Origin of the sequence: Streptomyces sp. NBC_00454 (assembly GCF_041434015.1) — a bacterium.
GTDB lineage: Bacteria > Actinomycetota > Actinomycetes > Streptomycetales > Streptomycetaceae > Streptomyces.
The window spans coordinates 1,049,806-1,076,018 of the sequence record NZ_CP107907.1; the positions used below are offsets into that span (position 1 = coordinate 1,049,806).

General features: G+C 70.9%; 26 protein-coding genes. 9 read left to right on the forward strand and 17 right to left on the reverse strand.

The window, feature by feature from the left end:
* Positions 1-22: 22 nt before the first annotated feature.
* The 7 genes from OHU74_RS04825 to OHU74_RS04855 all read right to left on the reverse strand — a co-directional run bounded on the left by OHU74_RS04825 (position 23) and on the right by OHU74_RS04855 (position 6,496).
* On the reverse strand, positions 23-1,696 hold the full coding sequence (locus OHU74_RS04825; RefSeq protein ID WP_371614744.1) for an alpha/beta hydrolase: 1,674 nt from the start codon (positions 1,694-1,696) through the stop codon (positions 23-25).
* Between the two features lie 208 nt (positions 1,697-1,904).
* Positions 1,905-2,651, reverse strand: a complete 747-nt coding sequence (locus tag OHU74_RS04830; protein ID WP_371619569.1) for an urease accessory protein UreD — start codon at positions 2,649-2,651, stop codon at positions 1,905-1,907.
* Positions 2,652-2,737: 86 nt separating this feature from the next.
* Positions 2,738-3,424 carry an urease accessory protein UreG gene (gene ureG / locus OHU74_RS04835; RefSeq protein ID WP_371614745.1) on the reverse strand — a complete coding sequence of 229 codons (687 nt, stop codon included), beginning with the start codon at positions 3,422-3,424 and terminating at the stop codon, positions 2,738-2,740.
* A gap of 55 nt (positions 3,425-3,479) precedes the next feature.
* Positions 3,480-4,154 (reverse strand): urease accessory protein UreF, encoded by a 675-nt coding sequence (locus OHU74_RS04840; protein ID WP_371614746.1) that lies wholly within the window; start codon positions 4,152-4,154, stop codon positions 3,480-3,482.
* Positions 4,154-5,875, reverse strand: a complete 1,722-nt coding sequence (locus OHU74_RS04845) for an urease subunit alpha (protein ID WP_371614747.1) — start codon at positions 5,873-5,875, stop codon at positions 4,154-4,156. Before OHU74_RS04845 ends, OHU74_RS04840 begins: the two co-directional genes overlap by 1 nt.
* Positions 5,868-6,179: an urease subunit beta gene (locus tag OHU74_RS04850; RefSeq protein ID WP_330295176.1), complete on the reverse strand. Its 312-nt coding sequence runs from the start codon at positions 6,177-6,179 to the stop codon at positions 5,868-5,870. The genes OHU74_RS04845 and OHU74_RS04850 overlap by 8 nt, the downstream gene beginning before the upstream one ends.
* A 14-nt stretch (positions 6,180-6,193) precedes the next feature.
* Positions 6,194-6,496 carry an urease subunit gamma gene (locus tag OHU74_RS04855; protein ID WP_371614748.1) on the reverse strand — a complete coding sequence of 101 codons (303 nt, stop codon included), beginning with the start codon at positions 6,494-6,496 and terminating at the stop codon, positions 6,194-6,196.
* 319 nt (positions 6,497-6,815) lie between these two features.
* On the opposite strand from OHU74_RS04855, the gene OHU74_RS04860 reads away from it, so the two are divergent.
* On the forward strand, positions 6,816-7,205 hold the full coding sequence (locus tag OHU74_RS04860; RefSeq protein WP_330295178.1) for a VOC family protein: 390 nt from the start codon (positions 6,816-6,818) through the stop codon (positions 7,203-7,205).
* A gap of 46 nt (positions 7,206-7,251) precedes the next feature.
* Here the strand turns inward: OHU74_RS04860 and OHU74_RS04865 are convergent, their stop codons facing one another.
* On the reverse strand, positions 7,252-7,701 hold the full coding sequence (locus OHU74_RS04865) for an ATP-binding protein (protein ID WP_371614749.1): 450 nt from the start codon (positions 7,699-7,701) through the stop codon (positions 7,252-7,254).
* A gap of 197 nt (positions 7,702-7,898) precedes the next feature.
* On the opposite strand from OHU74_RS04865, the gene OHU74_RS04870 reads away from it, so the two are divergent.
* Positions 7,899-8,783, forward strand: coding sequence for a helix-turn-helix domain-containing protein (locus tag OHU74_RS04870; protein WP_371614750.1), 885 nt, complete (start codon positions 7,899-7,901; stop codon positions 8,781-8,783).
* Positions 8,784-8,795: 12 nt separating this feature from the next.
* Entirely contained in the window at positions 8,796-9,017 is a 222-nt protein-coding gene (locus tag OHU74_RS04875; protein ID WP_371614751.1) for a DUF397 domain-containing protein, read from the forward strand.
* A 42-nt stretch (positions 9,018-9,059) separates the two neighbouring features.
* Here OHU74_RS04875 and OHU74_RS04880 read toward each other — a convergent pair whose 3' ends face one another.
* Positions 9,060-10,235 (reverse strand): 8-amino-7-oxononanoate synthase, encoded by a 1,176-nt coding sequence (locus tag OHU74_RS04880; RefSeq protein WP_371614752.1) that lies wholly within the window; start codon positions 10,233-10,235, stop codon positions 9,060-9,062.
* 155 nt (positions 10,236-10,390) lie between these two features.
* Between OHU74_RS04880 and bioB the strand changes: the two genes are divergently transcribed.
* From bioB to bioD, 3 genes are read left to right on the forward strand one after another with little or no spacing between them, the layout of a single operon-like run.
* Positions 10,391-11,629: a biotin synthase BioB gene (gene bioB, locus OHU74_RS04885; RefSeq protein WP_371614753.1), complete on the forward strand. Its 1,239-nt coding sequence runs from the start codon at positions 10,391-10,393 to the stop codon at positions 11,627-11,629.
* Complete coding sequence (locus OHU74_RS04890) at positions 11,622-12,944, forward strand: adenosylmethionine--8-amino-7-oxononanoate transaminase (RefSeq protein WP_371614754.1); 1,323 nt, start codon at positions 11,622-11,624, stop codon at positions 12,942-12,944. Before bioB ends, OHU74_RS04890 begins: the two co-directional genes overlap by 8 nt.
* Before the next feature lies 1 nt (position 12,945).
* Positions 12,946-13,719: a dethiobiotin synthase gene (bioD, locus tag OHU74_RS04895; RefSeq protein ID WP_371614755.1), complete on the forward strand. Its 774-nt coding sequence runs from the start codon at positions 12,946-12,948 to the stop codon at positions 13,717-13,719.
* Positions 13,720-13,796: 77 nt separating this feature from the next.
* Here bioD and OHU74_RS04900 read toward each other — a convergent pair whose 3' ends face one another.
* The gene (locus OHU74_RS04900; RefSeq protein ID WP_371614756.1) at positions 13,797-14,222 is read right to left on the reverse strand and encodes a GNAT family N-acetyltransferase; all 426 of its coding nucleotides are present in this window, start codon (positions 14,220-14,222) and stop codon (positions 13,797-13,799) included.
* A gap of 210 nt (positions 14,223-14,432) precedes the next feature.
* Here OHU74_RS04900 and OHU74_RS04905 point away from each other — a divergent pair, with 210 nt between their 5' ends.
* The 3 genes from OHU74_RS04905 to OHU74_RS04915 all read left to right on the forward strand — a co-directional run bounded on the left by OHU74_RS04905 (position 14,433) and on the right by OHU74_RS04915 (position 17,678).
* A complete protein-coding gene (locus OHU74_RS04905; protein ID WP_371614757.1) occupies positions 14,433-15,770 on the forward strand; it encodes a hemolysin family protein in 1,338 nt (445 codons plus the stop codon).
* Positions 15,767-16,786, forward strand: coding sequence for a hemolysin family protein (locus tag OHU74_RS04910; RefSeq protein WP_371614758.1), 1,020 nt, complete (start codon positions 15,767-15,769; stop codon positions 16,784-16,786). Before OHU74_RS04905 ends, OHU74_RS04910 begins: the two co-directional genes overlap by 4 nt.
* Before the next feature lie 100 nt (positions 16,787-16,886).
* Positions 16,887-17,678, forward strand: coding sequence for an SGNH/GDSL hydrolase family protein (locus tag OHU74_RS04915; RefSeq protein WP_371614759.1), 792 nt, complete (start codon positions 16,887-16,889; stop codon positions 17,676-17,678).
* Positions 17,679-17,826: 148 nt separating this feature from the next.
* On the opposite strand, the gene xerC is transcribed toward OHU74_RS04915, so the two are convergent.
* From xerC to OHU74_RS04950, 7 genes are all read right to left on the reverse strand, one after another.
* On the reverse strand, positions 17,827-19,014 hold the full coding sequence (xerC, locus tag OHU74_RS04920; protein WP_371614760.1) for a tyrosine recombinase XerC: 1,188 nt from the start codon (positions 19,012-19,014) through the stop codon (positions 17,827-17,829).
* A gap of 64 nt (positions 19,015-19,078) precedes the next feature.
* Complete coding sequence (locus OHU74_RS04925; RefSeq protein WP_371614761.1) at positions 19,079-23,212, reverse strand: hypothetical protein; 4,134 nt, start codon at positions 23,210-23,212, stop codon at positions 19,079-19,081.
* A 359-nt stretch (positions 23,213-23,571) separates the two neighbouring features.
* Entirely contained in the window at positions 23,572-23,958 is a 387-nt protein-coding gene (locus OHU74_RS04930; protein WP_371614762.1) for a P27 family phage terminase small subunit, read from the reverse strand.
* Between the two features lie 234 nt (positions 23,959-24,192).
* Positions 24,193-25,020, reverse strand: a complete 828-nt coding sequence (locus OHU74_RS04935) for a hypothetical protein (RefSeq protein WP_371614763.1) — start codon at positions 25,018-25,020, stop codon at positions 24,193-24,195.
* On the reverse strand, positions 25,020-25,595 hold the full coding sequence (locus OHU74_RS04940) for a hypothetical protein (RefSeq protein ID WP_371614764.1): 576 nt from the start codon (positions 25,593-25,595) through the stop codon (positions 25,020-25,022). Before OHU74_RS04940 ends, OHU74_RS04935 begins: the two co-directional genes overlap by 1 nt.
* Entirely contained in the window at positions 25,592-26,026 is a 435-nt protein-coding gene (locus tag OHU74_RS04945) for a hypothetical protein (protein ID WP_371614765.1), read from the reverse strand. Before OHU74_RS04945 ends, OHU74_RS04940 begins: the two co-directional genes overlap by 4 nt.
* Positions 26,023-26,178: a hypothetical protein gene (locus OHU74_RS04950; protein WP_371614766.1), complete on the reverse strand. Its 156-nt coding sequence runs from the start codon at positions 26,176-26,178 to the stop codon at positions 26,023-26,025. The genes OHU74_RS04945 and OHU74_RS04950 overlap by 4 nt, the downstream gene beginning before the upstream one ends.
* Positions 26,179-26,213: the final 35 nt, after the last annotated feature.

Sequence of the window (26,213 nt, forward strand, 5' to 3'; positions counted from 1 at the left end):
CGCTTGGGCTACCTGGTGTCCGCTAGCGGATGGACGGGAGCTCCTCGAGCGCCTGGACGTCCGCGGTCGCGGTCTTGGCGAGGGACTTCGCCGCGGCCGGGGCGGGCGCCACCGGAGTGGCGTGCGGAGCGCACTTCACGTCCTGGGCGTCGACCTTGCCGGTGAGCAGGTAGGCGTCCACGCGGCTGTTGATGCAGGGGTTCACCAGACCGGTGACACCGTGCGAGCCGGCGTTCTGCTCGGTGATCAGACGGGAACCGGCGAGCCGGTTGTGGAGCGAGACCCCGCCCTCGTACGGCGTGGCCGCGTCCCGCTCGGACTGGACGATCAGGACCGGGGCCAGACCGTGCTTGGCGCCGACCTCGATCGGGCTGCTCTGCTTGGACTTCCAGGTCGCGCAGGGCAGGTTCATCCACGCGTTGGACCAGGTCAGGAACGGGTACTTGGCGTTGAGCTTGGTGTTGTCCCGGTCCCACTTGGCCCAGCTGGTCGGCCACTTGGCGTCGGCGCACTCGACGGCGGTGTAGACGGCGTTGCCGTTCTCCGACGCGATGTTGCCCTGGATGTCGCTCATGTCCGGGGCGATGGCGTCGATCAGGGCCTGCTCGTCACCGGCGGCGTACTTGCTCCAGGTCTGGGCGACGGGCACCCAGGAGGAGTCGTAGTACGGGGCGCCCTGGAAGAAGCCCAGGAGCTCCGCCGGACCGACCACGCCGCCGAGCGGGTTGGCCTTGGCCTTGGCGCGCAGCTCGAGCCACTTGGCCTCGACCTTGGCGCGGGTGTCACCGAGGTGGAAGGAGGCGTCGTTCTTGGCGACCCAGTCCTCCCAGTCGTTCCAGCGCATCTGGAAGGCGACGTCCTGGCCGAGGTTGGCCTCGTACCAGATGTTGTCCTGGTCGGGGTTGACCACGCTGTCGACGATCATGCGGCGCACGTGGGTCGGGAACAGGGTCGCGTAGACCCCGCCGATGTAGGTGCCGTAGGAGACGCCGAGGAAGTTCAGCTTCTTCTCGCCGAGCGCGGCACGGATGACGTCCAGGTCACGCGCGATGTTCGGCGTGGTCATGAACGGCAGCATCTCGCCGCTGCGCTCCTTGCACCCGTCCGCGTACTCGGCCGCCAGCTTGCGCTGGGCGCGCTTGTCGGCCTCGCTGTCCGGGACCGGGTCGGCCTTGGGGGCCTTGACGAACTCCTGCGGGTCGATGCAGGAGATCGGCGCCGAGTGGCCGACGCCGCGCGGGTCGAAGCCCACGAAGTCGTACGCCTTGGCGGTGTTTATCCACAGCGGGCTGTTGGTGGTGGTGCGGCGCGGGAAGCGCATGCCGGAGCCACCGGGACCACCGGGGTTGTAGACGAGCGCGCCCTGGCGCTCTTCCTTGGTGCCGGTGCTGACGGCGCGGTCGACCGCGAGGTCGATCGTCTTGCCGAACGGCTTGCTGTAGTCCAGCGGGACCTTCACATAGCCGCACTGGATCGGGGCCGCGAAGCCCCAGTCGGCAGGACAGTCCTTCCAGTCGATCCCGGCGCGCGCAGCGCGCGCGGCGGCGATCTGCGTACCGATCGCTTCGGCAGCTCCGTTGTCACGTCCGGACGGGAAGGCCTGGGCGGCCGAGGCGGACGGGGCGAGCAGCAGGCTCGCCGCGAGCGTGCCGGTGATCAGTGTGGCGGCGCTCCCCAGCGCCGCGTTGCGTATCACGTGGTTGTTCCCCCTGCGTCATCTGCCGCCATGGGCGGCGTGGTTCGGGCGGGTGGGTGGGTGTCGGCGTGCAGGGGGATACTTTCGCCTCACATGGACCGTGCGACAGAGCACGGCCGTGTTCTTTGCCAACCCGATATCCGGAAATGCGTGTACCGCTGAGCGGTGTCTGGTTCGTCCCGGGTTCGGACCCCGTTCATCGGGGGCTTCACCAACCGTAGGTGTGGCAGGCCTCGTCGAGCAGTTCGCGCAGTCGCAGCGCGTCCGGCGCCAGGGCCGTGACCAGGACCGCGGGGCCCGCCAGCGGGGTGGCCGCCGCGAACTGTCCGACCATCCCAGCCCGCGGCGGAGCCGTCTCGAACTCCGGGTCCACCACCAGGAGCTGGCCGATCGCCCGGTGCCCCGAGAGTCCCGCCGGGCCGTCCCAGCCGTCCGGTGCTCCGGGGCCGCAGGCCAGCTCCTGGTCCAGCAGCGGGCGGCCGCCCCGGTTGACGGTGAGCCGGCTGCGCAGCAGGCCCGGAGCCTCCCCGGTGCGGCCCAGCACCTGCTCCTCGCGCAGCAGGAGCCGGGCGGTGGGGGCGAGTTCGACGCGGGTGCGGACCCGCAGGTCGCTGCCGCGCACGGAGACCAGCGGCTCCGGCAGCCAGCGCACCGCCGAGTCCGCGGCCAGGTCGAGCCGGACCTCGTAGCGCGCGGGCTCCCCGTGCCGGCCGGGCAGCGCCAGGGTGGCCGCCGCCGAGCGCAGCAGCAGCCGGGCACCGGGGCCGGCGTCGGCCTCGACCGTGAGGTGGTCGCCTCCCAGGGGGGCGCTCATCGCGCCGACCAGCATGACCCCGGCCTCGGCCCCCTCGCCCCGGGTCCGGCGCAGGGCGAGCGGCCCCTCACCGGCCAGCAGGGGCAGGGCGGTGCCGCCGCGGCCGTCGGCTACGGCGCCGATCCGGGCGGTGGCGCGCAGCCCGGCCGGGGGGAGGGCCGGGAGCCGGGCCGGGGCGTGAGCCGCGGCCGGGGTTTCGGCGGGGGCCGCGCCGGCCGCCGTAGGGCTCACTTGGCGGCCCAGGCGGCGATCCGCTCGCGGACCCAGGCGGCCACCGGGGCCACGCCTTCCTCGCCGCGCAGGGACTGGAAGGCGACGGGGAGTTCGCCGCGCTGCTCGGCGGCGTCGCGGGCCATCCGGCCCAGGTCGGAGCCCACGTAGGGGGCGAGGTCGGTCTTGTTGACGACGAGCAGGTCGGCGGTGGTGACGCCGGGGCCGCCCTTGCGCGGGATGTCGTCTCCGCCGGCCACGTCGATGACGAAGATCTGGGCGTCGACCAGGCCCCGGGAGAAGGTGGCGGTGAGGTTGTCGCCGCCGGACTCGACGAGGATCAGGTCGAGGGGGCCGACGCTCTCCTCCAGCTCCTCCACGGCCTCCAGGTTGGCGGAGATGTCGTCGCGGATGGCGGTGTGCGGGCAGGCGCCGGTCTCGACGGCGCTGATCCGCTCGGGCGGCAGGACGGCCTCGCGGAGCAGGAACTCGGCGTCCTCGCGGGTGTAGATGTCGTTGGTGACGACGGCCATGGACAGTTCCGTGCGCAGGGCCCGGCAGAGGGCGGCGACCGTGGCGGTCTTGCCGGAGCCGACCGGGCCGCCGAGGCCGATGCGCAGGGCGCGGCGGGTGCCGTCGGGGCGGACCGCGTCGGCGCTGTGGGTGTGGCGGTGCGGGAAGGTCACGCCGTGGTCGAGGTGCATGAGGGTTCTCCTTGGTGGGGGGCGCGTGATGGCGCGGGAGGCCGCTTTGGGCGCCTCAGGAGGCGAAGAGGCGTACCGGCCAGTCGGCATGGGCCTGCGCCGCGAGGTCCAGCAGGGGCGAGGAGGCCGCGGGCAGGATCTGCGGTCCTTCCATGCGGGCGCGCACGGCGGCCCGCTGCGCCTGCCGGGAGACGGAGTCGAGCTCGGGGGCGAGCCGGGCCAGGACCCCGCTCGCCTCGAAGGGGTCCAGCCCTAGCAGCCGTACGGTGGCGGTCGCCGGACCGCTGACGCTCTCGTACGCCGCCACGTGCGCGGCGTCCAGAGCCCCGAGCCCGGCCGAGCGGGCCGTGACCCCGAGCACCACGGGCTGGTGCGCCCCGCGCGGGAACGCGGCGGCCAGTGCGTCGAGTTCCGCCCCGGGCCAGGTGGCGCGGGCGGCCCGCATCAGCTGCCGGCCGAGCCTGCGCGCGGCGGTGCGCAGGGCAGGCACCGGGGTGCGGGCGTCGGCGGCCTCGTCGAGGGCGACGGGGTCGAGCCCGTCGGCGGCGGCCGCGGCGAGGGCGGCCGTCACCAGCCCGGCGGTGTGCAGCCGGCCCCGGCAGAACTCCTCCAGGGTGGCGGCGTCGTGGATCCGGCCGGCCTTGCAGGCGGCCTCGGCCCCGCCGGAGTGGGCGTGGCCCCCGGCGGGGAAGCGGCCGTCGGCGAGGACGAGGAGGGCTGCGAGGCTCATCAGAAGAGGAAGTATCTCTGTGCCATGGGCAGTTCGGCTGCCGGTGCCGGTTCCACCACCTCGCCGTCGATGGTGACGGTGAAGGTGTCGGCGTCGACCTCGACCCTGGGCATGGCGTCGTTGTTGCGCATGTCCGTCTTGGTCACCTTGCGGGTGCTCTCGATGGCGACGAACTCCTTGCCGAGTCCGAGCCGTTCGGGCAGACCGTCGTCGAGGGCGGCCTGGGCGGTGAAGTTGACCGAGTTGAGGCCGGGGGCGCGCCCGTAGGATCCGAACATCGGGCGGGGCAGCATCGGCTGCGGGGTGGGGATGGAGGCGTTGGCGTCGCCCATCTGGGCGTAGGCGATCTGGCCGCCCTTGATGACCAGTTCGGGCTTGACCCCGAAGAAGGCCGCGTTCCACAGCACCAGGTCGGCGAGCTTGCCGGTCTCCACGGAGCCGATCTCCCGGGCCAGGCCCTGGGCCACGGCGGGGTTGATCGTGTACTTGGCGACGTAGCGGCGGGCCCGGTGGTTGTCGGCGGGTCCGTCGCCGGGCAGGAACCCGCGCCGCTTCTTCATCACGTGGGCGGTCTGCCAGGTGCGCAGGATGACCTCGCCGACGCGGCCCATCGCCTGGGCGTCGGAGGAGATGATCGAGATGGCCCCCAGGTCGTGCAGGACGTCCTCGGCGGCGATCGTGGAGGGCCGGATCCGGGACTCGGCGAAGGCGAGGTCCTCGGGGACGGCGGGGTTGAGGTGGTGGCAGACCATCAGCATGTCGAGGTGTTCCTCGACGGTGTTGACGGTGTGCGGCCGGGTCGGGTTGGTGGAGCTGGGCAGGATGTTCGGCTCGGAGACCACGGTGATGATGTCGGGTGCGTGCCCGCCACCCGCGCCCTCGGTGTGGTACGAGTGGATGGTCCGTCCGCCGATGGCGGCGAGGGTGTCGGCGACGAATCCGGCCTCGTTGAGGGTGTCGGTGTGGATCGCGGCCTGGGCGCCGGTCTCCTCGCAGACGGTGAGGCAGGCGTCGATGACGGCGGGGGTGGATCCCCAGTCCTCGTGGAGCTTGAAGCCGAGCGCTCCGCCGCGCAGTTGGGAGTACATGCCCTCGCGGGACATCGTGTTGCCCTTGCCGAGCAGGCCGATGTTGACGGGGTAGGACTCCAGCGCGGCGAACATCCGGGCCAGGTGCCAGGGCCCGGGGGTGACGGTGGTGGCCTTGCTGCCCTCGGCGGGTCCGGTGCCGCCGCCGACGAGGGTGGTGATGCCGGAGACCAGGGCCTCTTCGATCACGGTCGGGGAGATGAAGTGCACGTGGGTGTCGACGGCCCCGGCGGTGAGGATCTTCCCGTTGCCGGCGATGATCTCGGTCTCGGGCCCGATGACGAGCGCGGGGTCGACCCCGTCCATGGTGTCCGGGTTGCCGGCCTTGCCGATGCCGCAGATCCGGCCGTCGCGGATGCCGACGTCGGCCTTGACGATGCCCCAGTGGTCGATGATCACCACGCCGGTGACGACGGTGTCGGGGGCGCCCTCGGCGCGGGTGGTGCGGGCCTGGCCCATGGACTCGCGGATGACCTTGCCGCCGCCGAACACGGCCTCGTCGCCGGCCCGTCCGGGCCCGCCCGCGAGGTCCTGCTCGATCTCGACGAAGAGGTCGGTGTCGGCGAGGCGGATGCGGTCGCCGGCGGTGGGACCGAAGAGGTCGGCGTAGTTCTGGCGCGATATCTCAGACATCGAGGGGCCCTCCGGTCTCGCCGCGCAGTCCCGGTACGGTGCGCAGCCCGCCCAGCGGTACGAGGTCCACGGCGACCGGGATGCCCGGCTCGAAGCGGACCGCGGTGCCGGCGGCGATGTCGAGCCGCTGTCCGCGGGCGGCGGCACGGTCGAAGTCGAGGCCGGGGTTGGCCTCGGCGAAGTGGTAGTGCGAACCGACCTGGACGGGCCGGTCGGCGGCGTTGAGCACGGTGATGCGGGTGACGGGCCGGCCTTCGTTGAGGCGCACCGGACCGTCCCCGTAGGCGATTTCGCCGGGGATCATGGGGGTACTGCCTCTCAGACGATCGGGTCGTGGACGGTGACGAGCTTGGTGCCGTCCGGGAAGGTCGCCTCGACCTGGACGTCGTGGATCATCTCGGGTATCCCCTCCATGACCTGGGCGCGGGAGAGCACCGTGCGGCCGGAGGCCATGAGTTCGGCCACGGTCCGTCCGTCGCGGGCGCCTTCGAGAATGTGCGAGGTGATGAGGGCGATCGCCTCGGGGTGATTGAGGAGAACACCGCGCGCCCGACGTTTCTCGGCCACGTCCGCGGCGACGTGGATGAGCAGTCGCTCTTGCTCGTGGGGGGTCAATTGCACAGCAATCACCAAGCTTCCGGGACATGATCAGCATCGCGCCGAGCCGACCCTAGGCGGCTTCAACACTTTGTTGACCTGCGCGTTTCCGTATCAAGCGTCTCTTGCCCCAACGCGGGGAAAGGCTTTCCGTAGCACGGACCATCCCTTTGCCGATCCATGGGTGCTCATTGACCGGAGGACGTGCCCGACACGCTAGGGACCGCATTTTTCCGCCGAGTTAACCCACGTTTCGGGGAGGTACCCGGTTCAATTCGGGGAGCCTTCGAAGCCGGTTACCGTATACGCGGCCGGCCCGGCCGACACTCGTACAAGGAGCAGGATGTTCGCCAACCCCATCCACCACATCACCATCGACGCGCAGGAGCCGTACCGGCTGGCGCAGTTCTGGTCCGCCGTCACGGGATTCCCGATCCACCCGGACGACCTCGCGGAAGACCCCGAGATCCTGCTGGTGCCGGGTCAGCCGGGCGTGCCCGGACTGCTCTTCATCCGGGTCCCGGAGGAGAAGTCCGGGAAGAACCGGGTCCACTTGGACATCATGCCGACGACCGGGACCCGCGACGAGAACGTCGAGCGCCTCATCGGCCTCGGCGCGAAGCTGCTGGACGACCGCCGCCGGGAGGACGGCACCGGCTGGGTGGTGCTCGCGGATCCGGAGGGCAACGAACTGTGCATAGAGCGCAGCGTCTCGGAGCGCGCCGGCGCCTGATCCGGCAGGCACTCGCTCCGCGGGCCGTGGTTCAACAGCTCGCGGCTCAACAGCCCGTGGTGGTCCTCGCCGGGGCGCCGACCGCCCAGGGCAGGGCGATCCACACGGTCTTGCCGCCGTCCTCCGTCGGGCTGACGGAGAGCCGGCCGCCCGCTTCCGCGGTGAGCCAGCGGATGATGACCATGCCTCGGCCGTTGTCCTGCTGGACGGCGGCCGGGAGCCGCTTGGGCCAGCGCGGGTGGCTGTCGGTGACCCCTACGCGGAGCCATTCCTCGCGCTCGAGGCGGATGTCCACGGTGAAGGTGGGCGACTGGCCGAAGGTGTGCTGCACGGCGTTGGTGGCGAGCTCCGAGACGATCAGCCGCACGCTGTCGGCCGTGTCGGTCCCCTCGGGCAGTCCCCACCCGTCCAGCACCTCGGCGACGTAACGGCGGGCGGCCCTGACCGAAGCCGGATCGCTCGGCAGAGTGACGGATGCTTCCTGGTGATCTGCCATGGCGACGGTCCCTTTCCCACCGGAGCGCAATCGCCCCGGATCTGTGCTGGACGCCAGAGTGCCATCCATCGTCCCGCCGTTTCTGCCGATCCCCCAACATATGCATATATCTGTCGCTCGATGCAGTGAACTCTGCTACGGAAGAGCGTATTTGGACGGCAGACTGGTGCGACCTGTGCCGGTGAAAGGAGGCAGGTGTGCAGCACGGTCCTGCAGTGCGCCGGCGCAAGCTCGGCGAGGAACTGCGCGCCTTGCGCGACCGGTCCGGACTCACCAGTGGTGAGGCGGCCCGGCTCGTGGGTTGGCACCAGTCGAAGATCAGCCGAATCGAGACGGGGCGCAGCGGCGTCAAGCTGGAGGACATCCGGCTGCTGCTCGATGCCTACGGGGAGGTCGTGAGCCCGCAGGAGCGCGCGCTGCTGGAGGCCCTCTCCGCCTCGGCGGCGGGTCCGGCCCCGGGCGCCGACACCGGGCGCGGGCGCCAGTGGTGGCACGACTACCGGGGGCTGCTGCCGCAGGAGTACCGGGACTTCATCAGCCTGGAGGCCGGAGCGCGCGCGGCCCGTACGGTCGAACTCTCGGTGGTGCCCGGCCTGTTGCAGACCCCCGAGTACGCGCGGGCGGTGACCCGGGCCGCGCTGGGCGGGCTTCCGGAGCCCAAGGTCGACGCGCTGGTCGACGTACGGCTGGCGCGTCAGTCCGTCCTGCGGGCCGATCCGCCGCTGGAGCTGAGCGCGGTGCTGGACGAGGCGGTGCTGCGGCGGAAGATCGGCGGGCCGGGGGTGATGACCGAGCAGTTGCGGTACCTGGTGGAGGTGTCGCGACTGCCCCAAGTGCGGCTGCAGGTGCTGCCGTTCAGCGTCGGGGGACATCTCGGCCTGACCGGACCGTTCGTTATTTTCTCATTTCCGAACATCGCCGATCTGGATGTGGTGGTACTCGACCATTTGACGAGTAGCCTCTATCTGGAGCGGAAGGAAGACCTTGAGGCGTACAGCGCCGCGTTCCGCAGCATTCAGGCGCACGCCCTCCCGCCCCGCGATTCGTCGGATCTCATCAGCGCCCTCGCTGACGACGCGTAAGGAGGCACCCCCGTGTCCGCAACCCCCTTATCCACCAGCGGACTTCTGAACAGCGCGAGGTGGCGGCGAAGCAGCCGCAGCACCGGAATGAACAACTGCGTGGAAACGGCCGTGCTCACCGGCGGCCTGCTGGCCGTCCGCGACTCCAAGCGGGCGGACGGCCCGGCCGTGCTCTTCACCGGGCCGGCCTGGGACGGTTTCCTCGTCTCCGTACGGGCCGACGTGCTCCCGTAGCCCCGTCCGGCGGTCCGTGGGCCCACCGGCCCGTTGGTCCGCCTAGCGGTCCGTGGCCCCGTGCGGAGCGGTCCGCAGGATCGTCTCCACCGCACGGCCGATCTCGTCCCCCGTGAGATCGGCCCGCGCCGTCAGGCGCAGCCGGGAGATGCCGTCCGGCACCGACGGCGGGCGGAAGCACCCCACGGACAGACCTGCCTCGCGGCAGTCGGCGGCCCAGCGCAGTGCCGCCGAAGCCGACGGGGCCCGTACCGACACCACGGCCGCGTCCGGCCGGGCCGCGGTCAGGCCGGACGCGGTGAGCCGCCCGTACAGATCGGCGGCCACCTCGCGGGCCCGCTCCGCACGCTGCGGCTCCCGCTCCAGCAGGCGCAGGGCGGCCAGGGCGGCGCCCGTCGCGGCCGGGGCCAGCCCGGTGTCGAAGATGAAGGTCCGGGCCGTGTTCACCAGGTGCCGGATCACCTTGGCCGGCCCGAGGACCGCCCCGCCCTGGCTGCCCAGGGACTTGGAGAGGGTCAGCGTCGCGACCACCCCGGGCGCACCCGCCAGCCCGGCCGCCGCCAGCGCGCCCCGGCCGCCCTCGCCCAGTACGCCGAGTCCGTGCGCGTCGTCCACGAGCAGGGCCGCGCCCTCGGCCCGGCAGACCTCGGCGTACTCGGCGAGCGGAGCCGCGTCCCCGTCCACCGAGAACACCGAGTCGCTGACCAGCAGCGCCCGCCCCTCGTACCCGGCGAGGGTCTTGCGCGCGGCCTCGGGGTCGCAGTGCGGGACGACGGCGATCTCGGCGCGGGACAGCCGGCAGCCGTCCACGATCGAGGCATGGTTGGCGGCGTCGGAGACGACAAGGGTGCCCCGGCCGCTCAGCGCGGACACGGCGGCGAGGTTGGCCGCGTACCCGGAGGAGAGGACGAGCGCGGCCTCGAACCCGCAGAAGGCGGCGAGCTCCCGCTCGAGCTCCGCATGAAGTTCGGTCGTCCCGGTGACCAGGCGGGATCCAGTGGCTCCACCGCCCCAGCGCTCGGCCGCCTCGCGCGCGCCCCGCACGGTCTCGGGGTGCCGGGACAGCCCCAGGTAGTCGTTGCTCGCGAGGTCGAGGAGCGGCGAGGAGGCCGGGCGCGGGCGCAGCGTCCGGACAAGTCCGGCTTGTTCCCGGGCCCGCTCCGCGTCGTCGATCCAGGAGAAGACGTCCGCGGGGGCGGCGGTGTGCTGGTCGGGCATCGGCAGTCCTCGCGTTTTGTCGGCAGTCCACAGACCTGACCGACCCTAGCCGTCACCACTCGACCGCCAAGTGTGGCGATACACACACTCTCTTCAAGCCATGTTGTTGGATCTCTCCTTGGCCGGGAGTGGTCACGTGGGACAGGATCGGCGTCATGGACCTGCTGAACACCCTCGTGGACAAGGGGCTGCGGCGCGAGCTGCCGACCCGTGAAGAAGCACTCGCCGTGCTGGCTACCTCTGACGACGAACTGCTCGACGTGGTCGCCGCGGCCGGCAAGGTGCGCCGCCAGTGGTTCGGCCGTCGGGTCAAGCTGAACTACCTGGTGAACCTCAAGTCGGGGCTGTGCCCGGAGGACTGCTCGTACTGTTCCCAGCGGCTGGGTTCGAAGGCCGAGATCCTCAAGTACACCTGGCTGAAGCCCGAGGAGGCCTCGCAGGCCGCCGCCGCCGGCGTGGCCGGCGGGGCGAAGCGGGTCTGCCTGGTGGCGAGCGGGCGCGGCCCGACGGACCGCGACGTGGACCGTGTCGGCAAGACCATCGAGGCCATCAAGGAGAACAACGAGGGCGTCGAGGTGTGCGCCTGCCTCGGTCTGCTGTCGGACGGCCAGGCGGAGCGCCTGAAGGACGCGGGTGCGGATGCCTACAACCACAACCTCAACACCTCCGAGGCCACGTACGGCCAGATCACCAAGACCCACACCTACGCGGACCGGGTCGACACAGTACAAAAGGCGCACGCCGCCGGGCTGTCGGCCTGTTCCGGTCTGATCGCGGGCATGGGCGAGAGCGACGAGGACCTCGTCGATGTCGTCTACGCGCTGCGCGACCTCGACAGCGACTCGGTGCCGGTCAACTTCCTGATCCCCTTCGAGGGCACCCCGCTCGCCAAGGAGTGGAACCTCACCCCGCAGCGCGCCCTGCGCATCCTCGCGATGGTCCGCTTCGTCTGCCCCGACGTCGAGGTCCGGATCGCGGGCGGCCGCGAGGTGCACCTGCGCACCCTGCAGCCCCTGGCGCTGCACGTGGCGAACTCGATCTTCCTGGGCGACTACCTGACCAGCGAGGGACAGGCCGGACAGGCCGACCTCGACATGATCGCGGACGCCGGTTTCGAGGTCGAGGGCGCCGGTACGACGACCCTGCCCGCGCACCGCTCCGAGCAGGCGGCGGCCGCCACCGGCGGCTGCGGCTCGCAGGGTGCGGGCGCCTCCGTCTGCGGCTCCTCCGCCACGGCGGACGAGGCCGGCTGCGGTTCGGCGTGCGGCGGCTGCTCGGGGCACGCCGGGCACGAGGCCCCCGTACCGGCCCAGGCCGAGGCGGGCGAGGTCCGCTCCGGTCTGGTGGCGGTACGCCGCCGTGGCGCGGGAACGGATCTCGCTCCCAATGCCTGACCTGCACCACTCGCCCGACGCGCTGCCGGCCGCCGAACTGCTCGCGCTGGACCGGCAGCACGTCTGGCACCCCTACGGCCCGATGCCCGGACGCCAGGAGCCCCTGATCGTCGCCTCCGCCTCGGGCGTCCGGCTGCGGCTGGCCGAAACGGCCCAGGGCAACGACGAGCTCGTCGACGGCATGGCCTCCTGGTGGTCGGCGATCCACGGGTACAACCACCCGGCGCTGAACGAGGCCGTGACCGGCCAGCTCGGCCGCATGTCGCACGTGATGTTCGGCGGTCTCACCCACGAGCCCGCCGTCCGGCTGGCCGCGAAGCTCGTCGAGATCACCCCGGCCGGCCTGGAACACGTCTTCCTCGCCGACTCGGGCTCGGTCTCGGTCGAGGTCGCGGTGAAGATGTGCCTCCAGTACTGGCGTTCCATGGGACGGCCGGGCAAGACCCGGCTGCTCACCTGGCGGGGCGGCTACCACGGGGACACCTGGCAGCCGATGGCCGTCTGCGACCCCGAGGGCGGCATGCACGAGCTGTGGTCGGGCATGCTCCCGCGCCAGCTCTTCGCGGACGCCCCGCCGAGCGGTTTCTCCGCCCCGCTGGACCCCGCGTACGTGGCCCACCTGCGCTCCCTGGTCTCCGCGCACGCGGACGAACTGGCCGCGGTGATCGTGGAACCGGTGGTCCAGGGCGCGGGCGGCATGAGCTTCCACAACCCCGGCTACCTGCGGGTCCTGCGGGAGCTGTGCGACGAGTTCGGCGTCCTGCTCATCCTGGACGAGATCGCCACGGGCTTCGGCCGCACGGGCGCGCTGTTCGCGGCGGACCACGCGGGGATCACCCCGGACGTGATGTGCCTGGGCAAGGCGCTGACCGGCGGCTACCTCACCCTCTCCGCCACCCTGTGCACGGAGCGCGTGGCGGACGGGATCTCCCGGGGCGAAGTCCCCGTACTGGCCCACGGGCCGACCTTCATGGGCAACCCGCTGGCCACGGCCGTGGCACTGGCCTCGGTCGACCTGCTCCTGGGGCAGGACTGGCAGCGCGAGATCAAGCGGATCGAAGCGGGCCTGCTCGAGGGCCTGGCACCGGCCGCGGCCCTCCCGGGGGTCAAGGACGTACGGGTCCTGGGCGCGATCGGCGTGGTCCAGCTCGACCACGATGTCGACATGTCGGCCGCCACCCGGGCCGCGGTCCGGGAGGGCGTGTGGCTGCGCCCGTTCCGGGACCTGATCTACACGATGCCGCCCTTCGTCACGGGCGACGCCGACGTGGCCCGCATCTGCCGCGGAGTCCTCGCGGCCGCGAAGGAGGCCTGACATGGGCGACACCCTCACCCCCGGCGCCTCCGCACCCGGATCCACCGCGCCTGCGCCCGGGATCGTCATGGTCTCCGGTACGGGCACCGAGATCGGCAAGACGGTCGTCACCTCGGCGCTCGCCGCGGCGGCGCTCGCCGCGGGCCTCTCCGTGGCCGTCCTCAAGCCGGCCCAGACCGGGGTGGGCCCGGACGAGCCCGGCGACGTGGCGGAGGCCGCCCGGCTGGCCGGCTCCGCCGTCACCACGGTGGAACTGGCCCGCTATCCGGAGCCGCTGGCCCCTGACACGGCGGCCCGCCGCGCGTCCCTCCCGACGGTCTCCCCCACCGCGATCGCGGAAACCGCGCACCGGCTCGCCCTCTCCCACGACCTGGTCCTGGTCGAAGGTGCGGGCGGCCTCCTGGTCCGCTTCGACGAGGCGGGCCACACCCTGGCCGACGCGGCCCGGCGACTCGGAGCCCCGACCCTGATCGTGGCCCCGGCGGGCCTGGGCACGCTCAACTCCACGGCCCTCACCGCCGAGGCCCTGCGGACCCGGGGCCTCGCCGCCCTGGGCCTGGTCATCGGCAGCTGGCCCGCCGACCCGGGCCTTGCGGCCCGCTGCAACCTGGCCGACCTGCCCGCCGTCTCCGCGCTCCCCCTGCTCGGCGCGGTCGCGGAGGGCGCCGGCGCCCTGGATCCCGCGGCCTTCCGTGCGGCGGCCCCCGGCTGGCTGGCACCGCCCCTGCGCGGCACGTGGTCCCAGCGGTCGTTCCTCACGGCCTGGCCGGCCTGAGGGCCGCGCGCGGATGAACGTACCGGCGGCCTTCGCTCACCGAGAGCGGCGGCCGCCGCCCCGTACAAGCGGCGCCGTCACCCGTTCAGCGGCTTCACCCAGCGCGTCCAGTGGTCCTCGGGGTGGTAGCCGGCGGCCACCCACGCGCGCTGTCCGCGCTCGTTCCGGTTGAGCACCATCGCGTCCGCGCGCCGTCCGCCGAGCGCCGCGAACCGTTCCTCGGCGGCGGCCAGAAGGGCCGAGCCGATCCCCTGGCGGCGGTGGGCCAGGTGCACCGCGAGCCGGTACAGGTGGCATCGCCAGCCGTCGAACCCCGCGATGACCGTGCCGACCAGTTCGCCGTCGCGCCGGGCGAGCAGCAGCGACTGCGGGTCGCGGGCGTGCAGCCGCTCGACGCCGTCGAGGTCGTCGCTGATACTCGTGCCCTCGGCCGCGGCCTTCCAGAAGTCGAGCACGGTGGCGAGGTCCGCCGCCGTGGCGGGTTCGATGTGAAGATCGTTCATGTGCGGATCCCATCACGGCCGAACGGGCCCCGACAAAAGAGTGAGCAGATCTCTTTGCCCTTCCTTTACGATGTATCCATCGGTTTCTCCATGTAACGAAAGGTGTGAGCGTCCGCCCATGGGCGAGCCTCCCAGTACCCGCCATCCGCTTCCGCGACGTCGCGCGACACCCCTCCTCCTGACTGATCATGGGACGGAGGTGAACCACCGATGACCGAAGTGCTCCTGCTCGTCCTGGCGCTGCTGCTCTGCCTTGCCTGCGGGGTCTTCGTCGCCGCGGAGTTCTCGCTGACGACCATCGAGCGCAGCGAACTGGAGCGGGCCGTCGAGCGCGGCGAGCGCGGCGCCGACAGTGCCCTGGCCGCCGTCCGCAGCCTGACCTTCCAGCTCTCCGGCGCCCAGCTCGGCATCACCGTGACCGGCCTGGTCATCGGCATGATCTCCAAGCCCTCGATCGCCGCCCTGCTCAAGGGCCCGTTCAAGGCCATGGGGCTGTCCGAAGGCACCGCGTCCTCCACCGCCCTGATCCTGGGCACCGTGCTGTCGACCGTCGTCCTGATGGTCGTGGGCGAGCTGGTCCCCAAGAACTGGGCGATCTCCTCGCCGCTGGCCGTCGCCAAGCGGGTCGCCACCATGCAGCGGGTCTTCAGCCGGGCGTTCAGGCCCCTGATCAGCCATCTGAACAGCACGGCGAACCACATGGTCCGCCGGTTCGGCCTGGAGCCCGCCGAGGAGCTCGCCTCGGCGCGCACCCCGCAGGAGCTGGTGGCCCTGGCCCGGCACTCCGCGAAGGCGGGCGCCCTGGAGAAGGACACCGCCGAGCTGTTCGTGCGGACCCTGAACCTGGCCGACCTGACCGCGGAGAACGTCATGACCCCGCGCGTCCAGGTCACCGCCCTGGAACTGCAGACCACCGCCGAGGACGTCGCGAACGCGACGCTGGCCACCGGCCTGTCACGCTTCCCCGTCTACCGGGGCAACCTCGACAGCGTCGTCGGCACCGTCCACATCAAGGACGTACTGGCGCTGCCCGCCGAGCAGCGCCACCACCACCCCGTCTCCTCGCTGCTGCGCGAACCCCTCCTCGTACCGGAGTCGCTGACCGTGGACCGGCTGCTGGACCGGCTGTCCGGCAAGCAGACGATGGCCGTGGTCATCGACGAGTACGGCGGCACGGCCGGTGTGGCCACCCTGGAGGACATCGTCGAGGAGGTCGTCGGCGAGGTCCGCGACGAGCACGACCCGCACGAGACCTCCGACCTGGACTCGGCCGGGGTGGACGCCGCCGGGCGCGCACTGTTCTCCGCCGACGGCTCCGCCCGTACCGACCAGCTCCAGCGGATCGGCCTGCGGGTGCCGGACGGTCCCTACGAGACCCTGGCCGGTCTGATAGCGACCGAACTGGGGCGGATCCCGGTGGTCGGCGACAGCCTGGAGCTCGACGGCTGGCACCTGGACGTGGTGGACGCCAGTGGGCGACGGGCCGCGCGGGTGCTGCTGCACGCGCCGGCCGAGCCGTCCGACAACGACGGGGAGGAGGCCCGATGACCGCCGTCCAGCTGCTGATCGGCCTGGCGACCCTGGTCGTCAACGCCTTCTTCGTCGGCGCGGAATTCGCGCTGATCTCGGTCCGGCGCAGCCAGATCGAGCCCTACGCCGAACAGGGCGACCGGCGCGCCAAGGCCGTGCTGTGGGCCCTGGAGCACGTGTCCGCCCTGATGGCTGCGGCCCAGCTGGGCATCACCCTGTGCACCCTGGTGCTGGGTGTGGTGGCCGAGCCGGCCATCGCGCACCTGCTGACTCCGGCCTTCGACTTCTTCGGGGTGCCGGCCGGCCTGACCCACGCGATCTCCTTCGTGGTGGCGCTGGCACTGGCCACGTACCTGCACATGCTCTTCGGCGAGATGCTGCCGAAGAACGTGGCGCTGGCCGAGCCGGTGCGCACCGCGCTGCTGCTGGGGCCGCCGCTGGTGACCCTGGCGCGGGCGCTGAAGCCGGTGATCTTCGCGATCAACGCCTTCGCCAACGCCCTGCTGCGCCTGCTGCGCGTGGACGTGAAGGACGAGGTCACGGCCACCTTCTCGGACGACGAGCTGGCCCGCATCGTCAAGGACTCCAGTGACGCGGGGCTCATCGACGGCCGGGCGAGCGAGCGGCTGCACGACGCCCTGGAACTGGGGCGCCGGCCCGTGACCGATGTGGTGCTGCCGGCGGACCGGGTGGTTCCGGCCCGCGAGGGCATCACTCCGGCCGGGCTGGAGCGGCTGTCGGCGGAGTCCGGGTACTCCCGCTTCCCGATGATCGACGCACAGCACCGGATCCTGGGATACCTGCACGTCAAGGACGCCCTGGACGCGGCGGAGCGCGACGAGCCCTTCCCGGTCTCGGCGCTGCGGCCGATCGCCCAGGTACGGGCGGAGACCCCGCTGGACGACGTGCTGACCGCGATGCGGCGCAGCCGTACGCACCTGGCGGCGGTCCTGGGCCCGGACGGCGCCATGACGGGCCTGGTCACGATGGAGGACGTCCTGCGGGAGCTGTTCGGCAATCCCGCCTCGGCCTAGTCCGCCTGGTTCGCGGGCCGCGCGCGGTACCCCGTCCCCGGGCTCCGGGGCGGGGTACCGCTGCGAGAACGGCGTACCGCGCGGTAGCATCGCTCCCGCCATGGAGATGAATGCGTCTTACACCAGTTTCGTCGCGGTCGGCGACTCCTTCACCGAGGGCATGTCCGACCTGCTTCCCGACGGCTCCTACCGGGGCTGGGCCGATCTGCTGGCCGACCGCCTCGCGGCGCGCGAGCCCGGCTTCCGCTACGCGAACCTCGCGGTCCGCGGCAAGCTGATCGGGCAGATCGCCGAAGAGCAGGCACCGGCGGCGGCCGCCATGGGCGCCGACGTGGTGGCCCTGGTCGGCGGACTGAACGACACCCTGCGCCCCAAGGTGGACATGGGCCGGGTGCGCGGGCACCTGGAGGAGGCCGTCGGCCTGCTGGCCCCCTCCTGCAAGACGCTGGTCCTGATGCGCTCCCCGGGCCGCAACGGACCCGTGATGGAACGTTTCCGCCCCCGGATGGAGGAGCTCTTCGTCATCATCGAGGAGCTCGCCGCGCGCCACGGGGCCCTCGTGGTCGACCTGTACGGGGCCGCCGCGCTCGGGGATCCCCGGATGTGGGACGTGGACCGGCTGCACCTGACGGCCGAGGGACACCGCCGGGTGGCGGAGGCCGTCTGGCAGGCGCTCGGCCTGCCCCCCGAGACCGACTGGCGCACCGAACTGCCGCCCGCGCTCCCGCCGGGCTGGGCCCGGCGCCGCGCACAGGACCTCAGCTTCGCGCGGCAGCACCTGATCCCCTGGGTCGGCCGCCGCCTGACCGGCCGCTCCAGCGGCGACGGCCGCCCGGCCAAGCGCCCGGAGCTGCTGGCGTACGAGGCTCCGAGGGGCGAGCGGCTCTCGTAGCAAGGCACAATCCGGGCTGGGCCCCCTACCTGCGTAAACACACAGCCGCGGCCCAAGTAGAATCCCTCCACTGTTCTACTGAGAATCAGATTCCAGCAGGTCAAACGACGTTTGAGCGGACTCGCGAGAGATCAAATCTCACAATTTCTCACAGGATGGCTTTTCGATCTTCGCCGTGGAAGACGTCGAGGGCGGCAGCCGCGCCCCTCATATCCTCGGCTTCGATGGACACGTACTTCCGTTTGGTGAAGGCCGCATTCGTGTGGCCGGCCCACGCGGCGAGGATGACATCAGGCACACCGCTGAGCGCCAGGGCCTTCAGGACCGAGTGCCGCGCGTCGTACAGGCGGACCTTGCGAAGCTCCAGCGCAGCCATGAGCGCGTAGGCGTACTCCCGAAGCTGCCGTGTATTCAGCGGGACACCGAGCTCGTTCACAGCGACGTACCCAGTGCCCGTGTAGCCCTCTCCTGCAGCTCGCTCCTCCTGGGCCTGCTGCAGGCGCAGGGCGCGCAGGGCTTCCCATGGCCCGCGGGGTAGCGGCAGGACGCGTTCGCCGGACGCCGTCTTCGTGTCTTTCTCGAGCACGCGATGGTTACCGATCATCGTGCGCGTCCGCTCGATGGACAGCAGCCCTTGCTCGAGGTCAACGTCCGCCCATCGCACGCCGCACACCTCGGCGGGCCGGAGACCCATCAACGACAAGAGCAGGGGTGCGAACAGCCGATCCTGATGGACGCCACGGATGAACGTCTGGACTTCTGCCACCGTCCACGGCTTGGCCCGGACGTCCTCCCGCTTGTCGGTCTTCTTGTCGGCGAGTGAGGGACGCACCTTTGACGCCACGTTCACCGCGACCAGTTTCCGAATGACCGCTCGCGCCAGGGCCTCTCGGAGGCGGGTGAGGATCCCTTCAACCGTAGAGATGGCCAAGCGGGTGCCGGGCTCACCACCCTTCCGCCGCCCGGTCGCGACAACTTCGTCCACGAAATCGCGGACACGATCCTCGGTCAGCTCCTGGAGGCGGATCGCCCCAAGACGGTCGTAGACATGCACCAGGGCGAGCCGATAGGTGCGGATCGTCGTTTCCTCGACGTCACGGCTCTTGAACTCCAGCCACTGGTCGAGCCACTCCCCCACCGTGATCTTGTTCGGCGCGACGAACGTGCCGTCCTTCCGGCCGGACAGGATGCGGGCGCACTCGTTCTTCACCTCCGTCTTGGTGTTCTTGGTGATGGTGAGCTGGATCCGCTTGCCGCTCTCGTCGCGCCCGGCATCGACAACAGCGCGATACCGAACCTTGCCACTGCTCAGAGTGATCCTTTTCGGCTCTGGCATTTCATACCTCCTCCGCCGCCACGAACCCACATCATCGCTGCCCGCATGCCGAGCAGTCCGCCCGTCAGTACCTCCTGCCGGCGCGCTGAGTTATCGTCCGGTTCTGGTCGTGGGCGGCGACGACGGACTCCGCCTCGCCGCGGACACGGCCCAGGAACTCTCCGGAATCCAGGTAGAGGGAACCCTCGAAGCGGGCGGGACCACTGGAGCCGCCGCGGGCTGCTGCGCCGGTCAGCGCGCGGGCCTGCGCCGTCGTGAAGACCGGCTCAGGCTTCCCAGTGCCGTTGTAGGCGAGATTCATGCCGGGCTGCAGGTAGCCGCCGGAATCGAATGTCCCCAGGGCGGGGGCGAAACCGTACCAATCCTGGAAGAGGCTGTCGGTGTAGCCGCGCGCCCGGCTGCCGACGACGACCCCCTCCCCGCCGCGGGACTCCACGTTCATTCCGCCGAGGGTTCCGGCCGTGTGACCCACGCCCGCATTGGTGACGCCGATCATGAACGGGGAGCGCAGGTTGCGACGCCAGCCGGCCGGGGCCGTGTCCCCCTGGAACGAAAACGTGGACCAGAGCCTGCCGAGCGGGGACTGGCCCAGAATGACCTTCTGGATTCCGGACATGAAGCCGGAGCAGTCCCAGCTCGGGTCGCCAGCGCCGCCCCACTGATAGGGCTTGCCGGCCTGGGAGCGGGCGAAGCCCATGGCGGCAGCCACGGAGCCGCTGGCCGTTCCGCCTCCGATCAGATCCTCGGCCGCCTTGACGACCTTGTTCTTCAGGCCCTCGAGCATCTTCATCGGGAGCTGACTCAGGGCCTGCGCCCACTGGTTGCCGGTGAGGTTTTCCCCGATCTTGTCCCGCAGGCCCTTCGTGGCGGCTTCCCAGCCTTTGCCGGGGTTCGCCATGAAATCGAAGGCCGTCATTACGGCCCCACCGAGCTGCTGAGCCTTTCCGGACAGCCAGTCGACGACGCCTCCATCCGCGAAGCGCGGGATACCGACAGCGCCGCCCGACGCGAAGGTCGATCCGCTCTGCAAGGCCCGCTGACGGAGGGACTCGATGACCGAGTGACCGCCGGCCGCCTGGACTTCTCGCGCGGTCCAGACATGCTCCCCGTTGGACAGCAGGGCCGGGATGGAGTCCGACGTACCGGTGCCGGCGCCGAAGACCGAGCCGCCCGTCGCGAACTTCACTTTCTCGAGCTGCCCCAGGCCCGCGATCTTCGCGACCGCGTTCCAGACCGGCACGATGCCGCCGTTGTACACGGTTTCGACGATAAATTGGACCGGCTTGCGGGTGATGTCGACGAGCTGATCCCAGGCCGACTTAATGCCGTCCTTGGCAAACACGAAAGCATCCTTGACCAGCCCGGCCGCCTGACTGATGCGGTCGAACCAAGGCTTGATGCCGTTCTCGTACAGCCAGCCGGCCTTTTCGGCGATCCAACCGAAGATCGGCTTGATGTAGGACTCCCAGAGCTCCCGGAAGCGATCCCCCAGGGAGTGAGTCTCCGACGATATGGAGTCCCAGGCCGGACTGATCCACTCCCGCCAGAGGTACACGGCGGCCTCGCCGATCCAACCGAAGACGGGCCGCAGGATAGCGGTCCAGAGCCACATCGCCTGGTCCGCGAAGGCCTGGAAGGCAGGACGGATGCCGTTCTCGTAGAGCCACATCGCGACTGCGGCGAGCGCCCGGAAGGCAAGCATGATGGGCACGACCACCGCCACAACGACGATCGCCCAGAGGACGCGCGCGGCGAGCCAAATGCCCTCGAACGCGGGACGGATGCCGTTCTCCCAGAGCCACAGCGCTGCCTGGCCGAGCAGCTGGAAGCCAGCGACGAGGCCGCGCCAGACCCCGTCGATGAAGGCCCGGAACCAGTCGAACTTGTTGTACATGAGCACGACCACGGCGACCACGGCCACGATCGCGAGGATGATCCAGCCCCAGGGGCCAGCCATCGAAATGATGTTGAAGGCCGTCATGGCGGCCGAGGCGAGCCACATCGCGCCCTGCCACAGGAGTATGCCGCCCGCCCACAGCCGGGTCGCGATGAAGATGCCGTACACCAGCTGGATGGCGCCCGGGAAGTTCGTCGCGATCCATGACACGCCTTCGAACAAGGCGCCGAGCACCTTCAGGAGCGGCCCTGAGATCGGCTCCAGGGCCTTGGCGACGTCGAAGAGGCCCCGGGCGATGTCCCCGACCGTCTCGGCGACTACAGGGCCCATCGTGGCCGCGTAGGACAGGAACCCCTCGAACGCTGGGGACCCCTTCAAGGACGTGCCCCACGTAGCGAAGCGGCCACTGATGGCCTGCATCCGGTCGCTGATGGAGTCCATGTGCGGCAGGAAGGCGTCGATGATGCCAGCCATGCCCTTGAAGATGCGGCCGAAGGTGATCCCAAGGCCCGTGATGGCAGGTTCGACGGAGGTGGCGAAGTCCTCCTTGAAGGATTGCCACCAGGGCGACTTGAAGCCGGCCGACACCCTGTCCTGAAGTCCGGTCACCGCCGAAGCAGCGGCCAGCACCAGCGGCGTCAAACCCGGCAGGCTGTTCTTGATGCCCTCCAGCGCCCTGGTGAAGATCGGCATGACCGCAGGTTGCAGGCTGAGCGACCACTGCGAGAACGCTGACCGGAGCGCAACGAACGCGTTGAAAGTGCCCCGGGCTGCCGGCGACAGCTTGTCGAGCTCCGCCTGGTACTTCGCCTGCGCCGCCGCGGCCTGGTCCACGCCGCCCGCAGCCGACGCAGCCGCCGAGGCAATGCCGCGCTGAGCCGACGCGATGGAGTCCGCAGCCTGCGCCGCCGTCCGGGCGACATTGGCCTGAGCCTTCGCGACGCCGGCCTGCGCGTCCTGAACGGCACGGCTGCGGTCCGCGACGGCCTGCTGCGACTTCGCGAGGCGGTCCTGCGCCCGTGTCACCACATCCGTGCCCTCAACGCCTGACTTCGCGGCGGCAGCCTGCTCCTCGCCGAGCCGCTTGGTCTCGGTTGTCTGCTCCTTCAGCCGCTGCGTGGCCTGGTCGACAGCGAGAGCGGCACGCTCCCGGTCCAGGAGAGTCGACTTCGGGTCCGCTTCAACCTGCTGGCGGCGCTGCTGCGCCTCAGCGAGGGACAGTTCGGCGTCCCGTACCGACAGTTGGGCGTCCGCGTACCGCGACGAAAGATCCTCAAGCTGCTGGGCCGCCTCCTTGCGAGCGGCCACCAGGTCCAGCTGGGCCTGTGTCGACTCCTTCTGTGCGTCGGACAGCTGGCGTTCAGCGTCGGACACGCCGCGGGCCGCCTGCACCACCTGGTCCCGGGCGGCGGCGATCTGTGAGGCGGCGTTGCGCTGCGCCGATGCGAGAGCCTGCTGGGCGCCTGCCATCTGCAGGGCCCTCTGGGCTCCGGTGCTGCTCGAGGTCGACACTGCGTCCTGGGCGGCCCGCTGAGCCTGTAGAGCACGGGCGATGCCCGCCACCGCCGGAGCTGCCACCGCGGCCAGCACACCGACCCCGACACTCGCCGAGATGGCAGCAGCAGCAACCGCCCCCAGACCGGCCGCCGCGATCGGCAGGACCGGTAGCAGGGCCGGACCGAACGCCAGGGCTGCAGTCGTCAGCAGGTTCATGTTCGCGGCGGCCGTATGGGCGTCGACGTCGATGTTGACGTCCTGGCCATCGAGGCGGACCAGCTCGGCACGCAGGGCTTCCAGCTCGCCGATCGCAGCACGGGAGTTGATCCGCACCGCGACGTCGGGATGCTGTAGACCCAGCCGGCGGAGCTCCCGCTCTATCTCGTCGATCTGCGCGCGGGCCGCCCCCGCGTCCACGTCGATGCCGACCCGCTGCCGCGACAGCGTCGCCAGCTGCTCACGCAGGGCCCGGATGTCCGCGTCGGCCTCGGCCGTGTCCGCGCCGATCTGAATGTCCGGCAAGGCCCGGACCGCGGCCTCGATCCGGGAGCGGAACGTCCGGCCGAACGCGCCGCCTGCGTCGCTGCCCTGGCGTCCCGCTGTCGCAGTCGCCTGCCGGCCGCCCTGCGCGACACCCTCGCGTACAGCGCTCGCCACCTGAGCCGAGAGCCGCTCACCGATGACGCGGCCCATGTCGTCGCCGACGCGAGTCGATGCTGGTATCAGGCCTGCCTGCAGGCGTCCGTAGATGCCTCTCGTGTTCGGGATGACGTCGACTTCGACGGATCCCACCGTGATCGCCATGGCTACCCCTTCCGGTAGTCCGTGGCGCGGTCCTGGAAGGCTTGATCAGTGGAGCTTGATGGGTCTGGCCTGGTGAACGGCAGGCACGTAGTTGGGACCCTGGGGGCCCGGGGGCCCCTGGGCGGTTGCAGAGATCGGGATCGTGTTCACGCTGTCTGTGGCCCTGAGTCTGGGGATTTCCGTACTCGGCTCCGGCCGTCCGCCGAGGGCCCACTCCTGGCGGGCCTCCCGCCAGCGGAACCGGCCGAAGTAGTACACCTCGAGCAGATCCTCAAGGTCACCGGCCCACAAGTCGGCGCGGTACGTCGCCAGCCAGTCCGGCATACCGTCCGGCTGGCCTGTACGGCGCCGCGGGCGACTCATGCCGGCCCCCGCCAACGAACCAGTGCGGCCTTACGGGCCTGCTCCGAGCGAGCGCGCGCATCATGACCCTCCCCGTCCTCGTCGGACAGCTTGAGAGAGCCCAGCAGGCGGGCCACCAGGGCCCGGTGCTGCCGAAGCTCCTGCACGAGCGGGTTAGCCACGTCCTGGCCCATCGACCCCTTCACCACGAGCGGAGCATCCCGCAGCTCCGCGTGCATCCGCTCGATGAGATCGACCTCCCGGCAGGCGTCCTCGAGGACCCGCAGCTCGTCGGTACGCAGCTCCTGCTCCTCGACGATGTCCTCCCACAGCCGTGCCGCCCGCGGGCCAAGGCCGTCCGGGGGGTCCGGCAGGGAGGCCAGGGGCGCCTTCAGCACTTCCATGGTCAACTCCTGTCAGTCGAAAAACACAGCGCGATCAGCACGCAGAGGATTGGGTGCTACACGTCCCGATCTCCTGAGAAAAGTGGATCAAGGTAATCTCCCCAGGGTGATCTTGGGTGTCCCGGACGGACCGTGTGGCCCGTCCGGGACGTCGGCGCTGGTGCGGCTCGAGGTAGCCGGCTCCGCACCATGGGTCCGGCCGAAGCCGGTGCCGTTGACGCCGAGTCGTGAGGGTCACGCGCTGAGTGCCTGCGTGACCAGGTCGCGCGCTCCACGGAGCGTCTGGGCTGCCGACCGTGCGTGCGTGGCCTCGCGCCACAGATGGACACAGCCAGCGCGTTCTCTGACCTGACCTGGTGTGGCCAGCCCGAGCGTCAGCGCCTGCTGTCTGACCAGGTACACCCAGCGCGCGACGGGCTGCTGGTGCAGGTCTCGCCACTGGGCGATGACGGGGTGCAGGTCTTGCCAGCCCTGATCCATGACGCTCTGCACAGTGGGTTCAGGCAGGGCCGCTACAGAGAACAGGGTGTTGTCCCTGCCGCCGTCGCTGCCGGCCACGGCCGAGATCGAAGCTCTGTCGCTGACGAGCTGCTCCAGCTGGACCACTGCACCTTCAGCGCGGGCGTATGCAGTCGTGATGGCGGGGTCGTTCCAGTTGATGCGCTTGGGGTCGATCAGGGAGACGTCCTCGGGGAGTCTGGCCGCGGCCTTGGCGACGACACCGACGAGGGTCTTGAACTCCTTGTCGAGGCCCGCGACCCATTTCGGGACGGCGGCCTGAGCCGTGCTGACGAACCGCTGGTCGGCCTCCTCGTGGAACAGGTCGGCGGCGCGGCGGGTGACGTCAGCGAGACGAAGTGCTTCGGCGTGCTGCCGGATGACGGCTGCCGCCTCGACTGCGGTGGCGGGCAGGGCCGGCCGTTCGGGGTCGGGGGTGCGGCCTGCGTCGAACACTGCAGTCTGTAGCCGACGGGCTTCGTACACCTCTGCGGGGACGGGCAGCTTGCGCCGCTCGGCTGCACGGACGGCCCGCTCCGCGTCGGCGACGCTGGTTCCGTACATCACGCCGCCTCGATGTCTTCGGCGGCCAGGGCGCGGGCCTGCGAGTCATCCAGGCGGGCGATCTCGCCGGGCTTGGCGAGGATGAACTGCAGGCCGTGCTTGGTCTCCCAGAAGTCGTCTCCGGTGCCCGGCAGGCTGTTCCATTCCTTCGCTGCTTCGGCGAACGCCGGTGTGGTGGCCGCGTACTGGTCGACCACTTCGGTCCAGCCGTAGGTGTTGGCGTGGGCAGCGACGGCCTGGGCCAGGGTGCGGTCACCGTCACGTTCGGCGCGCTCCAGCGTCGCGGCGGCGATGCGGGGGTTGTCGATGGCTGCGGCGCGGTCGGCTGCGTCCCGGCGGGCAAGTACGGTGCTGGGGTCCGCGGTGCCGGTGCTCCCGAACATCTTCCGGTTGAGCTGCTCGCGCCGACTGGCCAGCTGGGCCAGTTCGGACTGCCGGAGCTGCTCCAGTTGCTGAGCGGCCTGCGTCCACGCTTTTGCTGCGAGGACCTGCTTCGCGTGGTTGCTGTAAGCGCGGTTGGTCTGGATGCGGTCGACCTGGCGACGGTAGCTGTCGTGGATCTGCCCGATGCTCATGACGGGGTCCCTTCGTGGCTGTCGGTGTAGGCGAGGTTCTGTACTGCGTCGATGATCCGGTCGGTGGCGTCCGTTCCGATGGCTTCGCGGACGGTGCTGGCCATGGTGAGTAGGACGCCTTCGGCGACTCCTGCGATCTCGGCAGGGTCGAGGCCGGCGAACAGGGTCCGCAGGGCGGTGTCGTCGTCTCGGAGGGCGGCGATCGTCGCCCCGTAGGCGGTGAGGTACAGGTCGACGTCGGCCACGGTTCCTCCGGTGGCTTGGGGGTGGGGCTGGTAGGCGCCGCAGACGGGGATGTGTGCGTCTACGCAGGGGCTTCGGTAGTCGGTGTGGAGGCGGGCCCCGCAGCCGAGCATGCACAGCCGGTACTTGCCGCGGCGGACTCCGGCTCCGCAGGCGGCGCACTGGAGGGGCTTCGGCCGGCGGGTCACTGCTGGTCCTTGGTCCGGCGGAGCTTGGCCGTGTACCGGGCCTGCAGGCCGCGGAGCCGGGCGGCGGCGAGTTCCTGGCGTGCGCGCTTCTTTGCTGCCGCCTTTCGCCGGGCTTCTTCTATTCGCTCCTGCACGATGTCGTTCACGTTCATGAGGGCTTCCAACGGGGGTGAGTGGGTGTCTGGGG